This is a genomic window from Acidovorax sp. MR-S7 (assembly GCF_000400995.2).
Taxonomy (GTDB): domain Bacteria; phylum Pseudomonadota; class Gammaproteobacteria; order Burkholderiales; family Burkholderiaceae_C; genus MR-S7.
In genome coordinates this window covers 23,929-38,074 of sequence record NZ_DF238915.1, presented here as the reverse complement: position 1 = coordinate 38,074, position 14,146 = coordinate 23,929, and the positions used below count along the sequence as shown (strand labels likewise).

Below are 14,146 nucleotides of genomic sequence, written 5' to 3'. Positions count from 1 at the left end.
CCGCAAAGCCGCGCCAGCTCTTGCTCGACGCCATCGGAGTGCCGGTCATCAACACAGATTTGTGACAGAGCCAACAAAAAAGCCCCGCAGCGCTTACTACGCAAGCGCAAAAAGCTACTCAAACAATAGCAAAAAAGCCCCCTGCCATGGCCGGTTAATGGTCCCGGCGCGCACGGACATCATCGGCCTGGGCCTACGCCCGCCCCGTGCAGGCACTCCTAGGATGGGACACCGGATCCGCCGCAAGGGCGCCCCGCCTCGCCCTGCCTTCTCCCTCCTCCCGACACCGCTTTCCGAGAAAGGAGCCCTTCCCCATGGATTTCGCATCGGCATCCGCCTGGCTTCGCGCCGAGACGTTCTGGGGCATGCCCGCCGCAGGCGTGCTGGTGGCCCTCGCCGCGGCCGCGGGCACCTACATCGTGCTGACGCTGCTGCTGCGCTGGGCCATCGCCCGCACCCGCCGGCATGCCGACACCCGCAGGCCCGGCGGCCCCGGCAGCCTGCTTGCCCAGGTGCTGGCGGGCACCAGCCACCTGCTCATCCTCCTCGCAGCGCTGCTCGTGGGCGCAGGCATGCTGGACCTGCCCGGGCGCTGGCACGACCGCGTGGGCCAGCTCTGGTTCCTGGCGGTGGCGGTGCAGATCGGCCTGTGGGGCACGCGGGCCACGGCCATCGCCGTGGAGCGCTACCGGCAGCACCACGGGGCGGCGGGCGCAGGGCAGATCAGCGCTTCGGCCACGCTCATGTCCTGGGGACTGCGCACGGTGCTGTGGGCCACGGTGCTGCTGGCCATCCTCTCCAACCTGGGGGTGAACATCACCGCGTTCATCGCCAGCCTGGGCGTGGGCGGCATCGCGGTGGCGCTGGCGGTGCAGAACGTGCTGGGCGACCTGTTCGCCTCCATGGCGATCGCGGTGGACAAGCCCTTCGAGGTGGGCGACTTCATCGTCGTGGGCAACATCGCCGGCTCGGTGCAGCAGGTGGGCGTGAAGACCACGCGCATCCGCGCGCTGAGCGGCGAGCAGGTGGTGATGAGCAACACCGACCTGCTCAAGCAGACCATCAACAACTACCGCTACATGCGCGAGCGGCGCATCGTCTTCACCTTCGGGATCGCGCAGGACGCCACGCCCGAGCAAGCCGAGGCCGTGGCCCAGGCCGTGCGCGCCATCATCGAGGCCGAGCCGCAGCTGCGCTTCGACCGCGCGCACTTCAAGGGCTTCGGGGCGAGCTCGCTCGACTACGAAGTGGTCTACATCGTGCAGGACCCAGGCTACAACCTCTACATGGACCTGCAGCAGCGCATCAACCTCGCGCTCTTGCGCCAGTTGCAGGCGCTGGGCGTGCGCCTGGCGGTGCCGGTGAACCGCGTGCTGGTGGCCGGCCCGCCCGGCGCACCAGACGAGGACGCCCCGGCGGGCGTCAGCCCTCAGGCCGCCTGACGGGTGGCGGGGGCGCGCCAGCGGTCCATCAGCGCAAACCACTTCTTGCGGGCGGCCTGCAGGTGGCGCTCCTTCACGTGGCCGTAGCCGCGGATTTCCTCGGGGATGCGCGCGACCTCCACGGCCAGCGCCAGCCGGTCGGCTGAGAGGCCCGCCAGCAGTTCGTCGATGCTTGCGCGGTATTCCTGGATCAGCGCGCGCTCGGTCTTGCGCTCCTCGGTGCGGCCGAAGGGGTCGAGCGCGGTGCCGCGCAGGCCTTTGAGCTTGGCAAGCATGCCCATGGCGCGGCGCATCCAGGGGCCGTAGCTCTTCTTGACGAGATGCCCCTCGCCGTCGTGCTTGGCGAACGTGGGCGGCGCCAGGTGGTGCACGATGCGCCAGTCGCCCTCGAACATGCCTTCGAGGCGCTGGGTGAAGGCCGGATCGGTGTGCAGGCGCGCCACCTCGTACTCGTCCTTGTAGGCCATGAGCTTGAACAGGTAGCGCGCCACGGCCTCGGTCAGCCGCATGCCCTGGCCCAGCGGCGTTTCGGCCGCCTGCACCTTGTCCACGAAGGCCCGGTACTCGGCGGCATAGGCGGCGTTCTGGTAGCCGGTGAGGAACTCCACGCGCTTGGCCACCATCTCGGCCAGGCCGGGCTTCTTGACGAACTGGATCACCTGTGCCGCCTGGCCTTGGGCGGCCCCGTACAGCGCCTGCACCGCGGCCAGGTCGTGCGCGCAGCGGCGGCCCCATTCAAAGGCGGCCTGGTTGTTCTCCACCTGCACGCCGTTGAGCTCCATGGCGCGCATGAGCGCGGCGTGCGACAGGGGCACGCGCCCTTTCTGCCATGCGTAGCCCAGGATCAGCGGGTTGGTATAGATGCTGTCGCCCAGCAGCTGGGAGGCGGCCTGCTCGGCGTCGAACACGCCCAGCAGCTCACGGCCCACGGCCTGGGCGATGGCGGCCTCGCAGCCGTCGGCGGGGAACTGCCAGTTGGGGTTGTGCACGAAGGCGGCCGCGGGCGTGCCGTGCACGTTGAGCGCCACGAAGGTGCGCCCCGGCTGCATGGCGGCCAGCGTGGCCTTGTTGGCGGCGACGATGGGGTCGCAGCCGATCACCAGGTCGGCCTTGGCCGTGTCCACCTTGGTGGTGTGGATGGCCTCGGGCCGGTTGGCGATCTGCACGTGGCTCCAGGTGGAACCGCCCTTTTGCGCGAGGCCGGCCGCGTCCTGCGTGACCACGCCCTTGCCTTCGAGGTGCGCGGCCATGCCGAGCAGCGAGCCGATGGTGATGACCCCCGTGCCGCCCACGCCGGCCACGACGATGCCCCAGGCCTCCTCGGCCACGGGCAGCACCGGCTCGGGAATGGGTGGCAGCGCGGCAAGGTCGCCCTTCATCTCCTTCCTGGGCTTCTTGAGCTGGCCGCCCTCGATGGTGACGAAGCTCGGGCAGAAGCCCTTCACGCAGGAATAGTCCTTGTTGCAGGTGCTCTGGTTGATGCGGCGCTTGCGGCCGAACTCCGTCTCCACGGGCTCCACGGACAGGCAGTTGGACTGCACCGAGCAGTCGCCGCAGCCCTCGCAGACCAGCTCGTTGATGACCACGGTCTTGGCGGGCGTGGCGAGCGTGCCGCGCTTCCTGCGGCGGCGCTTCTCGGTCGCGCAGGTCTGGTCGTAGATGATGGCCGTGCAGCCGGCGATCTCGCGGAATTCGCGCTGGATGCGGTCCAGCTCGTCGCGGTGGAAGACCTCGATGCCGGGCGGCAGGTCGTTGAGCAGTTCGGGGTGGCCGGCGCGCGCCGCACCCACGGCGTGCGTGCGGCCCTGGTACTTGGCCGGGTCGTCGGTCACCACCACGAGCTTGGCCACGCCCTCGGCGCGCAGGCTGTGCGCGATCTGCGCGACCGAGTGGCCCTCGGGCCGCTCGCCCACCTGCTGGCCGCCGGTCATCGCCACGGCGTCGTTGTAGAGGATCTTGTAGGTGATGTTGGCGCCCGAGGCGATGCTCTGGCGGATGGCCAGCAGGCCGCTGTGGAAGTAGGTGCCGTCGCCCAGGTTGGCGAACACGTGCTTGTCCTTGGTGAACGGCGCCTGGCCCACCCAGGTCACGCCCTCGCCGCCCATCTGCGTGAAGGTGCTGGTCTTGCGGTCGGGCATCCAGTTGGCCATGTAGTGGCAGCCGATGCCGGCCACGGCGCGCGACCCTTCGGGCACGCGCGTGCTGGTGTTGTGCGGGCAGCCGCTGCAGAACCAGGGCATGCGCTCGCCCGTGTCGATGGTCGTGGCGGCCAGGCCGCGCTCGCGCGCCTCGACGACCGAAATGCGCTCGTCCATGCGCGCCACGATGTCGGCAGGCACGCCCAGCTTCTTGAGGCGCTTGGCGATGGCCTTGGCGATGATGGCCGGCGTCAGGTCGGCCTTGGGGCGCAGCAGCCAGTTCTGGCTGGGGTTGGGCATGCTCCACTCGCCGCCGGTGTTGTCGCCCTCGATCTCGTCGAACTTGCCCAGCACGTTGGGGCGCACGTCGGGGCGCCAGTTGTAGAGCTCTTCCTTGATCTGGTATTCGATGACCTGGCGCTTTTCCTCCACCACCAGGATTTCCTGCAGCCCTTGCGCAAAGTCGCGCGTGATGGTGGCCTCCAGCGGCCAGACCACGTTGACCTTGTGCACGCGGATGCCGAGCTGGCGGCAGGTCTCGTCGTCCAGGCCCAGGTCCACCAGCGCCTGGCGCGTGTCGTTGTACGCCTTGCCGCTGGCGATGATGCCGAAGCGGTCGTGCGGGCCCTGGATCACGTTGTAGTTGAGCTTGTTGGCACGTACGTATGCCAGGGCGGCGTACCACTTGTAGTCCATCAGGCGCGCCTCCTGCTCCAGCGGCGCGTCGGGCCAGCGGATGTGCAGCCCGCCCGGAGGCATCACGAAGTCCTCGGGCAGGACGATGTTCACGCGGTCGGGGTCTACCGAGATGCTGGCGGACGATTCCACCACCTCCTGGATGGTCTTGAGCCCCGACCACAGGCCCGAGAAGCGGCTCATGGCGAACGCGTGCAGGCCCATGTCCAGGATGTCCTGCACGCTGCTCGGGAAGAACACCGGCAGGCCGCAAGCCTTGAAAATGTGGTCGCTCTGGTGCGCGGCCGTGCTGCTCTTGCTGATGTGGTCGTCGCCCGCCACGGCGATCACGCCGCCGTGCCGGGCCGTGCCCGCCATGTTGGCGTGCTTGAACACGTCCGAGCAGCGGTCCACGCCCGGCCCCTTGCCGTACCAGATGCCGAAGACGCCGTCGTACTTCTTCGACTCGGGGTAGATGTCGAGCTGCTGCGTGCCCCACACCGCCGTGGCGGCCAGCTCCTCGTTCACGCCGGGCTGGAAGACGATGTTCTGCGCCGCCAGGTGCTTGCGCGCGCTCCACAGCGACTGGTCGTAGCCGCCCAGCGGCGAGCCCCGGTAGCCGCTGATGAAACCCGCCGTGTTCAGCCCCGCGGCCGCGTCGCGCTGGCGCTGCAGCATGGGCAGGCGCACCAGGGCCTGCACGCCGCTCATGAAGGCGCGGCCCGCGCCCAGGGTGTATTTGTCGTCGAGCGTGACGGTTTCGAGCGCGCGGCGAACGTGATCGGGCAGCGGGGCGTTCATGGTTTTTGTCTCCGTGGGGTGCAGGTCCGCAGCCTCTTGGGCGCGGCATCTTCGCGGCGCCGGTGGGCACCGCTTGTAAAGAGTGCAGTGTATGTGCCCGATTCGGATAAGTGTTTGCTTTTTTTGCCGAGTTAACCCTGATGTAAGAAAGATCCTTTCCCAAAAGAATGCACAAATGGAAAATCTTGACCGTTACGACCTCGCCATCCTCCGCGAGCTGCAGGCCGAGGCCCGCCTGACCAACGCCGAGCTGGCGCAGCGCGTGGGCCTGTCGGCCGCGCCATGCTGGCGCCGCGTGCGCGCGCTGGAGGAAGCCGGCTTCATCCTCGGCTACCACGCCGAAATCAATCGCCACAAGATCGGACTGGGCGTACTGGCCTTCGTGCGGCTGGACGCCGAGCGCAGCACCGGCGACCTGACGCGCGCCATGGAGCAGGCCATCGCCAAGATCCCCGAGGTCGTCTCCTGCCACTACATCAGCGGCACCGGCACCTTCGAGCTGCAGGTGGTGGCGCCCGACCTGGACAGCTTCTCGCAGTTCGCACGCAACGTGCTGCTGAACCTGCCCAACGTGAAGGACATGCACACCAGCTTCTCGCTGGGCGAGGTCAAGGCCGGCGGCGCGCTGCCGCTGGCGCACCTGACGCCTGCGCGTGCCAGCGGGCGCGGCTAGCGCGCTGCGGTTTCCATAGCTGCCCGCGCTTGCCCCCTGGGCGCCGGGCAGCTTTTTCCTGCGATATCCGAGGGCTGCCAGGGGGCGGCCCGGCCCGCGGTGGCGGGCGCCCGGCATCCCCGCCACAATCGCAGCCACATGCCGCCACAGCCCACCCCCGACAGCGGTCCCGCGCCAGCGCAGCCGTCCCCCGAAGCCGCCCGCGCATCCGCCAGCGCGGATGCCGCCGAAGCCGCCGCCTCCGCCGGCCTGGAGCACAGCGCCGCGCAGCGCGCGCCCTCCTCGCCCTTCGCGCCGCTCTCCGTCCCCGCCTTCCGCATGCTCTGGCTCACCTGGCTCGCGGCCAACACCTGCATGTGGATGAACGACGTGGCCACGGCCTGGCTGATGACCACGCTGACCAGCTCGCCCGCGCTGGTGGCGCTGGTGCAGACGGCCTCCACGCTGCCCGTGTTCCTGCTGGGCCTGCCCAGCGGGGCGCTGGCCGACATCCTGGACCGGCGGCGCTACTTCATGGCCACGCAGTTCTGGGTGGCCGCCGTGGCCGTGGTGCTGTGCGCGGCCATCCTCTGGGGCGGGCTCAACGCCTACATGCTGCTGGCGCTCACCTTCGCCAACGGCATCGGCCTGGCGATGCGCTGGCCGGTGTTCGCGGCCATCGTGCCCGAGCTGGTGGGACGCCACCAGCTGCCGGCGGCGCTGGCGCTCAACGGCGTGGCGATGAACGCCTCGCGCATCATCGGGCCGCTGGTGGCCGGCGCCATCATCGCCGGCGCGGGCAGCGCCTGGGTGTTCGTGCTCAACGCCGTGCTCTCGCTCATCGCGGGCTTCACCATCATGCGCTGGCGGCGCACGCCCACGCCCAACCCGCTGGGGCGCGAGCGCCTGACCAGCGCCATGCGCGTAGGCCTGCAGTTCGTGCGCGAGTCGCCGCGCATGCGCGCCGTGCTCTGGCGCATCTCCATCTTCTTCCTGCACGCCACGGCCCTGCTGGCGCTGCTGCCGCTGGTGGCGCGCGACCTGGAGGGCGGCGGCGCGGGCACCTTCACGCTGCTGCTGGCCAGCATGGGCGCGGGCGCGATCGGCGCGGCCATGTTCCTGCCGCGCCTGCGCCAGATGATGGCCATGGACGCGCTGGTGGCGCGCGGCACGCTGGCGCAGGCGGTGGGCACGGCGCTGGTGGCCTTCGCGCCCACGGTCTACGTGGCCGTACCCGCCATGGTGCTGGCCGGCGCGGCGTGGATCACCACGGCCAACTCGCTCACCGTCTCGGCCCAGCTCGCGCTGCCCAACTGGGTGCGCGCACGGGGCATGTCGATCTACCAGATGTGCATCATGGGCGCCACGGCCGCGGGCGCTGCGCTGTGGGGCCAGGTGGCGGCGCTGACCAGCGTGCACATGAGCCTGGCCGTGGCCTCGGTCACCGGCGTGGCGGTGATGGCGGTGGTGCAGCGCCTGGTGCGCGACCGCCACGGCGACGAGGACCTGAGCCCCTCGCGCGCCTTCAAGATGCCCCAGGCCGACACGACGCCCCAGGCAGGCCTGCGGCTGGTGACCAGCATCGAGTACTTCATCAACCCCGCACGCGCGGCCGAGTTCCGCGCCGTGATGCAGGAGAGCCGCCGCGCACGCATCCGCCAGGGCGCCCTGAGCTGGGAGCTGCAGCACGACATCGCCGATCCGCGCCGCTACGTGGAGCGCATCGTGGACGAGTCGTGGACCGAGCACCTGCGCCGCTTCGACCGCGTCACCACCTCGGACGTGGCGCTGCGCGACCGCAAGTTCGCCTTCCACGTGGGCGACGCACCGCCGGTAGTGTCGCGCTACGTGGTGGAAGGCGAATGAGGCGCTCCTGAAAAGGGAGCTGGTTGCGCTTGCCACCAGCCATTTTCAGCCTATTTTCTTATGGAAATGGCTGGCAGCAAGCGCAACCAGCTATTCTTTCGGTAGCGCCATGCGCACGATGCGCGCCGGGCAGTTGGCATAGGCCTGGGCCACGCGCAGCTGCATGAGCCGGTGGCCTAGCGGGCTGCGAAAGCCCGGCAGCACCGCGTCGTCCACCACGTCCAGATCGCCGTTGACGCGCAGGCGCGCGCCGCGCGCGAAGTCCACGAAGACGAGGCCCGCCGCCCCGCCCGCGCCGGCCAGCAGCCGCGCGTCGCGCTCCGTGTCGGCCAGGAAGTGGAAGGTCCGCGCGTCGCCGAAGGCCAGCAGCGGGTAGGTGCCCTGCGGCGTCTCCACGCGCGGCAGTACCTGCGACCAGAGCGCGCCCGAGGGCTCGCGCACGGTGATGAAGCAGAACGCCTGCGCGTCCATGAAGCGCGCCTGGCCCGCGCTCAGCTGCGGGGCGATGGTGCCCTGCATCTCGCGCGCGAGCTCTTCCACGCCGAAGCGGCGGTGCGCCTCGCGCTCGCCCGCGTGGAACACGGCCTCGGTGCCGTTCACGATGCGCATGGCGGCTCCTTCCACACGAGGCGCGGCAGCCCGGGCTCATCCCGCTCGCTCACTAGCTCCACGCACACGGCCACGCTGCGCGGCGCGCCGGGCCAATCGGGCAGCGCCCCGCCGATGCGCGCGCGCCCCTGCAGCAGCACGCTGCGGCGCGCGTCGAAGTCCACGAACAGCAGCGCGATGGCATCGCATTCGATCAGGTTGCCCAGCGTGTTGAACAGGTTGTTGCCGGGGTAGTCGGGGAAGACCACCTCGGCCCCCTGCACGCGCAGCAGCGGCCCGTCGCCCTGGCCACGGTACGAGCAGTCGCATTCGCCCGCCGCGCTGGCCGAGCCGACGAGGAAGAACGCCCGCGCCTCCAGCCAGGGCTGGAGGGCGCCCAGGCGCCCGGCCGCGCCTGAGCCGGCAGCGCCTGTCAGAAGAACCCCATCGCCTTGGGGCTGTAGCTCACCAGCAGGTTCTTGGTCTGCTGGTAGTTGGACAGGGCCATCTTGTGGTTCTCGCGCCCGATGCCGGACTTCTTGTAGCCGCCGAACGCCGCGTGCGCGGGGTAGAGGTGGTAGCAGTTGGTCCACACGCGCCCGGCCTTGATGGCGCGGCCCATCTGGTAGGCCTGCGTGCCGTTGCGCGTCCACACGCCCGCGCCCAGGCCGTACATGGTGTCGTTGGCGATGGCGATGGCCTCCTCCACGGTCTTGAAGGTGGTCACCGAGGCCACGGGGCCGAAGATTTCTTCCTGGAACACGCGCATCTGGTTGTTGCCGAACAGCAGCGTGGGCTTGACGAAGAAGCCGTCGTCCATCTCCTGGCCGGGGCGGTTGCGCTCGCCGCCGGTCAGGCACTGCGCGCCTTCCTCCTGGCCCAGGCTGATATAGCCCAGGATGCGCTCCATCTGCTGCTGCGAGACCTGCGCGCCGATCATGGTGCTCTTGTCCAGCGGGTGGCCCTGCTTCATGGCCTGCACGCGCTTGACGGCACGCTCGATGAAGCGCTCGTAGACCGACTCCTGGATCAGCATGCGCGAGGGGCAGGTGCAGACCTCGCCCTGGTTGAGCGCGAACATGGAGAAGCCCTCCATGGCCTTGTCCAGGAAGTCGTCGTCCGCGTCCATCACGTCGGCGAAGAAGATGTTGGGGCTCTTGCCGCCCAGCTCAATGGTGGAGGGGATCAGGCTGTCGGCCGCCGCGCGCAGGATGCGCTGGCCCACGGCGGTGGAGCCGGTGAAGGCGATCTTCGTGATGCGCGGGCTGGTGGCCAGGGCCTCGCCCGCCTCCTTGCCGTAGCCGTTGACCACGTTGATGACGCCTGCCGGCAGCAGGTCGCCGATCAGCTCCATGAGCACCATGATCGAGGCAGGCGTCTGCTCGGCGGGCTTGAGCACCACGCAGCAGCCGGCGGCCAGCGCGGGCGGCAGCTTCCACGCGGCCATCAGCAGCGGGAAGTTCCACGGGATGATCTGGCCCACCACGCCGATGGGCTCGTGGAAGTGGTAGGCCACGGTGTGCTCGTCGATCTCGGAGATGCCGCCTTCCTGCGCGCGGATGCAGCCCGCGAAATAGCGGAAATGGTCGATGGCCAGCGGGATGTCGGCCGCCATGGTCTCGCGCAGCGGCTTGCCGTTGTCGATGGTCTCGGCGATCGCCAGCAGCTCCAGGTTCTGCTCCATGCGGTCGGCGATGCGCAGCAGGATATTGGAGCGCTCGGCCACCGGCGTCTTGGCCCACTTGTCCTGCGCGGCGTGGGCGGCGTCCAGCGCCAGGTTCACGTCTTCGGCGCCCGACTGCGCCACGCGGCAGAACGGCTTGCCGGTGATGGGCGAGACGTTGTCGAAATACCGGCCCGCCAGCGGCGCGACCCACTTGCCGCCGATGAAGTTGTCGTACTGCTGCTTGTAGGGGTAGGCGATGTCGAGGTTGAAGCGCTTGAGTTCGAACATGTCCATGGTTTTGTCTCCGTGTCGTTGCGGCCTGGCACCGTGCCAGCCAACGGCTCCACCGCAAATGCCGTGCCAGTGCACTGGCACACCCATGGCCCGCGCGCACTGTCACCACGGTGCTTCATGCTGTGACAAGGCGGTGTTGCAATCTGCGACAGGCCCCCTTCCTATAATTTCCCGCAGTGCCCGCCAGAGGCCAGGAGACAAGCATGCGTGGAGCTTTCGATCCCTTGCAACAGGCCCGCCGCCAACTGCTGGAATGCGGCACCGTGGCCTCCGGCGCCCTGGGCGAGCGGCTCACGCGCTCGTGGCAGCGCAGCCTGCACGCGGGCCTGCAGCCACTCTCGCGCGGCCCCGCGCCCGAGCCGATCGAAGGCCCCGCCTTCCACCGCGTGCTGCAGCGCAACGAACAACTGCTGGCCTATGCGCGGCCGGTCATGGACTACCTCTACGGCCAGATCCAGGGCAGCCACTGCATGCTGGTGCTGGCCGACGCGCACAGCACCCTGCTGCACACCCTGGGCGACGACGCCTTCCTCGACAAGGCCCAGCGCGTGGCGCTGCGCTGCGGCGCGTCCTGGGACGAGCGCGAGCGCGGCACCAACGCCATCGGCACCGCCGTGGCCGAGCGCGCCGCGCTGCAGGTGCGCGGCGCCGAGCACTTCCTGGAGCAGAACGGCTTCCTGCACTGCTCGGCCACGCCCATCTTCACCGCCCAGGGCGAGGTGGCCGGAGCCATCGACATCTCGGGCGACCGCTACGCCTCGCAGCGCCATGCGATGGGCCTGGTGCACGGCGCGGCGCGCATGATCGAGAACAACTGGCTCAAGGCGCGCTATCCGCAGCACCTGCGCCTGCACCTGCACGCACAGGCCGAGGGGCTGGACACGCCGGCCGAGGGCATCGTGGTGCTGACACTGGGCGGCGTGCTGGTGGGCGCCAACCCCGAGGGCATGCGGCTGTTGAATCTCGCGCCCGCCGACTTCTCCGCGCTGCGGCTCGAGGGCCGCCTGCAGCAGCGTCTCTCGCGCCTGCTGTCCCTGGCCGGACAGGCGCCGCAGGCGCTGGAGCTGCCCGACGGGCGGCGCCTGCACATGCGCGTGCAGGCGCCCGCCGCCACGGTAGTGGCCTGCGCACCTTCGCGCGCGGCCCCCCCGCCCGCCCGGGACGCGCTGGCCGAGCGCGACACCGGCGATGCGCAGTGGCACGCCGCCACGCAGAAGGTGCGCCGCATCCTGGACAAGCCAATCCCCCTGCTGGTCCTTGGCGAATCGGGCGTGGGCAAGGAGGTCTTCGCCCGCGCCTGCCACGACAGCGGGCCGCGCCAGAGCAAGCCCTTCGTGGCCATCAACTGCGCGGCCATCCCCGAATCGCTGATCGAGGCCGAGCTGTTCGGCTACGCGCCCGGCGCCTACACCGGCGCGCAGCGCGGCGGCAGCCCGGGCCGCATCCGCGAGGCCGAGGGCGGCACGCTGTTCCTTGACGAGATCGGCCACATGCCGCTGCTGCTGCAGACCCGCCTGCTGCGCGTGCTGCAGGAGCGCAAGGTCGTGCCGCTGGGCGGCGCCCCCGTGGCGGTGGACTTCGCGCTGATGAGCGCCACCCACCGCCCTTTGGCGCAGGCCGTGGCGGACGGCAGCTTCCGCGGCGACCTGTACTACCGCATCAACGGGTTCAGCGTGCACCTGCCGCCCCTGCGCGAGCGCACCGACTTCGCGGCCCTGGCCGCCGCCATCGTGCACGAGGCGGCGGGCACCCCGTGCCCTATCGCCCCCGACCTGCTCGCCGCCTTCCAGCGCTACGCCTGGCCGGGCAACCTGCGCCAGCTCACCAGCGCGCTGCACACCGCCTGCGCGCTGCGCGAGCCGCACGAGACCTGCATCGGCTGGCAGCACCTGGCCGACGACCTGCGTCTGGCGCTGCAGGAGCCCGCGCAGCCGCCCCAGGCCGCCGGCATGCTCAAGGAGCTGTCACGCCACGCGCTGCACGCGGCCCTGCGGGACACCGGCGGCAACGTGAGCGCGGCCGCGCGGCGGCTGGGCATCAGCCGGCAAACCATCTACCGCCATCTCCGTTCCGAAGGCTGAGTCAGGCGAAGCTGCGCCGCAGCACGCCCAGCAGCACCGTGCGCAGCAGCGGCGCCAGCGCCTCGGGCGGCGCGCCGGGCCGCAGCGCGGCCTCCAGCGCATCCCAATGGGCGGCCACCGTGCCCGTGACCTCGGCGCGCCAGCGCGCGGCCAGGCGCGGGGCGTCCTCGGGCGGCACGCGGGCCTGGTGCGCGATCACCAGGTAGTGGGTGCAGGCCGCCTCGACCGCATGGCGCTGAACGTCGCCCGCCGCGCTCTTCTTCTGCAGCGTGCGCACGGCCCAGGCCGTGGTGCCGCCCAGCAGCGCCCCCAACGCCGTGCCCGCGCCCAGGGTCAGGCCGCCCAGGCCCACGTCGATCAGTGCGCCCGCCTTGGCGCCCGCAGCGGCCCCGGCGGCGGCGCCTGCCGAGGTGCCGACGGCCAGCGCCGCCGTGCCGTCGCCGCGCGGGGCGGGCAGGGCAGCGGGCACCTCGGGCGCCGCCGGGGGCTGGCCGTGCAGCGTGCACAGCGCGGCGTCCAGCGTGTGCAGGTGCCGGGCGTAGCCGGCCGGGTCCAGGACGGCGGCGCGCAGATGCCGAGCCAGGGCCTGCAGCGATTGCTCGAACCGCTCCTCATTGCGTGCCTCCCAGGCCTGGCGCAGCCGCTCCAGCGCGGCGCTGCGCTGGGGCAGCAGGGCGGTGGCGCGCTCGAACAGCACGGGCTCCAGCACCCAGCTTTCGCCCCACGCGGCCCAGGGCAGCGCGGCCAGCGGAGCGCCCTGCCAGGCGGCGGGCACGGGCGCGCCAGACAGGGCGATGACCGCGTCCACCGGCTCGCCCTGCGCGTCGGTGAAGCGCAGCTGGTCCTGCGTGCCCTGGTCGGCATGCGCCGCGACGACGGCGCGCAGCGCCTCGGCCTGCGCAGGGCTGGCGCCGAGCACGCCCAGCACCACGTCGCCGGGCAGGGCGGCGCGCAGCGCGTCGAAGTCCCGCAGGTCGAGGCGCAGGCCGCGCGCCAGCCGCGCCTCGCGCCAGCGCGCCCAGGCGGCCAGGGCCAGGCGCGGCAGCACGACGACGAGCAGCAGCAGGCCAGCGTACATCCACACCCAGCGGCTGCCGGCCGCGCCCTGCCCTGCGAAGTTCTGCGTGGCCGCGATCTCCTCCAGCGTGAACGGCGCCAGGCCGAACAGCGCGGTGAGCGGCCAGAACAGCACGGCCGCGATGGCGTGCACCTGCGCGGCGTCGAGGAAGGTGCTTTCCCAGCCGAACTGGTAGCGCACGACCAGGCCGCGCAGCAGCAGCGACAGCGCGATGCCCGCGCCCCAGGCCGCCGCGCACAGGTGCAGCACGCGCGCCAGGCGCTGCGCGAACGGCGCAGCGGTGGCGGCGAACCAGCGGCTGTAAAAGTCCGCCGCCACGCGCGCCGCCAGGCCGCGCCGGGCGGGCCGCGCCCAGCGGCGCAGCGCCTGGGGCAGCTCCGGCACCGCCGCCGGCTTGCGCCAGGCGCGCCACGCCAGCAGCGCGTACATCGCCAGGTTCCAGGCCAGCACCAGCAACAGCGGGGGCGAGAGCAGGTCCACGCGGTGGGCGTTGGCGATGCGGTCGGCCGCCAGCCCCAGCAGCAGCGCGCCGATGGGCAAGGCGCGGGCCAGCCAGCGCAGGCGCGCGCTGGGCCGGGCCAGGGCGGCGATGGCGGCGTCGCGCGTGCCGGCGCGCTCCACGAGGGCCTGGGCGCGCGCCTGCACCACGTCACCCACCTCCACGCGCGCCACGCCGCGCTGGCGGGCCGCGGCGACGGCCTGGCGCAGGGCTTCATCCAGCTCGGGCGGGCTGACCGCGCCCGCCTGTTCAATGGACTGCGCGAGCAGCACGGTGCGCAGCTCGGATTCGGTCACCGGCAGAGAGGGCAATGCTCCTTCATTCATAGCTGCTGGCGCTTGGTGCATAAGCACTGGAGGCCATTTT

The 14,146-nt window shown here is 71.1% G+C and carries 9 protein-coding genes; 4 read left to right on the top strand and 5 right to left on the bottom strand.

Translation table 11 applies throughout. The annotated features are described in order from the left end of the window. The first annotated feature begins 314 nt into the window (after positions 1-314). Entirely contained in the window at positions 315-1,442 is a 1,128-nt protein-coding gene (locus tag AVS7_RS09595; RefSeq protein WP_020228238.1) for a mechanosensitive ion channel family protein, read from the top strand. Here AVS7_RS09595 and AVS7_RS09590 read toward each other — a convergent pair. After that, on the bottom strand, positions 1,430-5,056 hold the full coding sequence (locus AVS7_RS09590) for an indolepyruvate ferredoxin oxidoreductase family protein (protein ID WP_020228237.1): 3,627 nt from the start codon (positions 5,054-5,056) through the stop codon (positions 1,430-1,432). The two genes, AVS7_RS09595 and AVS7_RS09590, sit on opposite strands and share 13 nt — an antisense overlap. 175 nt (positions 5,057-5,231) lie before the next feature. Between AVS7_RS09590 and AVS7_RS09585 the strand changes: the two genes are divergently transcribed. Continuing rightward, a complete protein-coding gene (locus AVS7_RS09585) occupies positions 5,232-5,729 on the top strand; it encodes an Lrp/AsnC family transcriptional regulator (protein ID WP_020228236.1) in 498 nt (165 codons plus the stop codon). Between the two features lie 138 nt (positions 5,730-5,867). After that, positions 5,868-7,574: an MFS transporter gene (locus tag AVS7_RS09580; RefSeq protein ID WP_020228235.1), complete on the top strand. Its 1,707-nt coding sequence runs from the start codon at positions 5,868-5,870 to the stop codon at positions 7,572-7,574. A gap of 90 nt (positions 7,575-7,664) precedes the next feature. Here the strand turns inward: AVS7_RS09580 and AVS7_RS09575 are convergent, their stop codons facing one another. The 3 genes from AVS7_RS09575 to AVS7_RS09565 are packed head-to-tail and all read right to left on the bottom strand — an operon-like array spanning position 7,665 to position 10,122. Then, positions 7,665-8,183 carry a hypothetical protein gene (locus AVS7_RS09575; RefSeq protein ID WP_020228234.1) on the bottom strand — a complete coding sequence of 173 codons (519 nt, stop codon included), beginning with the start codon at positions 8,181-8,183 and terminating at the stop codon, positions 7,665-7,667. Continuing rightward, the gene (locus AVS7_RS24875; protein ID WP_234449993.1) at positions 8,171-8,542 is read right to left on the bottom strand and encodes a pyridoxamine 5'-phosphate oxidase family protein; all 372 of its coding nucleotides are present in this window, start codon (positions 8,540-8,542) and stop codon (positions 8,171-8,173) included. The genes AVS7_RS09575 and AVS7_RS24875 overlap by 13 nt, the downstream gene beginning before the upstream one ends. 53 nt (positions 8,543-8,595) lie before the next feature. After that, positions 8,596-10,122 (bottom strand): aldehyde dehydrogenase family protein, encoded by a 1,527-nt coding sequence (locus AVS7_RS09565; RefSeq protein ID WP_020228232.1) that lies wholly within the window; start codon positions 10,120-10,122, stop codon positions 8,596-8,598. Positions 10,123-10,325: 203 nt separating this feature from the next. On the opposite strand from AVS7_RS09565, the gene AVS7_RS09560 reads away from it, so the two are divergent. Beyond that, entirely contained in the window at positions 10,326-12,203 is a 1,878-nt protein-coding gene (locus AVS7_RS09560) for a sigma-54-dependent Fis family transcriptional regulator (protein ID WP_034690504.1), read from the top strand. A gap of 1 nt (position 12,204) precedes the next feature. Here AVS7_RS09560 and AVS7_RS09555 read toward each other — a convergent pair whose 3' ends face one another. Then, positions 12,205-14,091 (bottom strand): DUF2868 domain-containing protein, encoded by a 1,887-nt coding sequence (locus AVS7_RS09555; RefSeq protein WP_024001258.1) that lies wholly within the window; start codon positions 14,089-14,091, stop codon positions 12,205-12,207. Positions 14,092-14,146: the final 55 nt, after the last annotated feature.

Coding starts and splice junctions, on each gene's coding strand:
- AVS7_RS09595 (WP_020228238.1), top strand. CDS start 315: ATGGATTTCGCATCGGCATCCGCCTGGCTTCGCGCCGAGACGTTCTGG.
- AVS7_RS09590 (WP_020228237.1), bottom strand. CDS start 5,056: ATGAACGCCCCGCTGCCCGATCACGTTCGCCGCGCGCTCGAAACCGTC.
- AVS7_RS09585 (WP_020228236.1), top strand. CDS start 5,232: ATGGAAAATCTTGACCGTTACGACCTCGCCATCCTCCGCGAGCTGCAG.
- AVS7_RS09580 (WP_020228235.1), top strand. CDS start 5,868: ATGCCGCCACAGCCCACCCCCGACAGCGGTCCCGCGCCAGCGCAGCCG.
- AVS7_RS09575 (WP_020228234.1), bottom strand. CDS start 8,183: ATGCGCATCGTGAACGGCACCGAGGCCGTGTTCCACGCGGGCGAGCGC.
- AVS7_RS09565 (WP_020228232.1), bottom strand. CDS start 10,122: ATGGACATGTTCGAACTCAAGCGCTTCAACCTCGACATCGCCTACCCC.
- AVS7_RS09560 (WP_034690504.1), top strand. CDS start 10,326: ATGCGTGGAGCTTTCGATCCCTTGCAACAGGCCCGCCGCCAACTGCTG.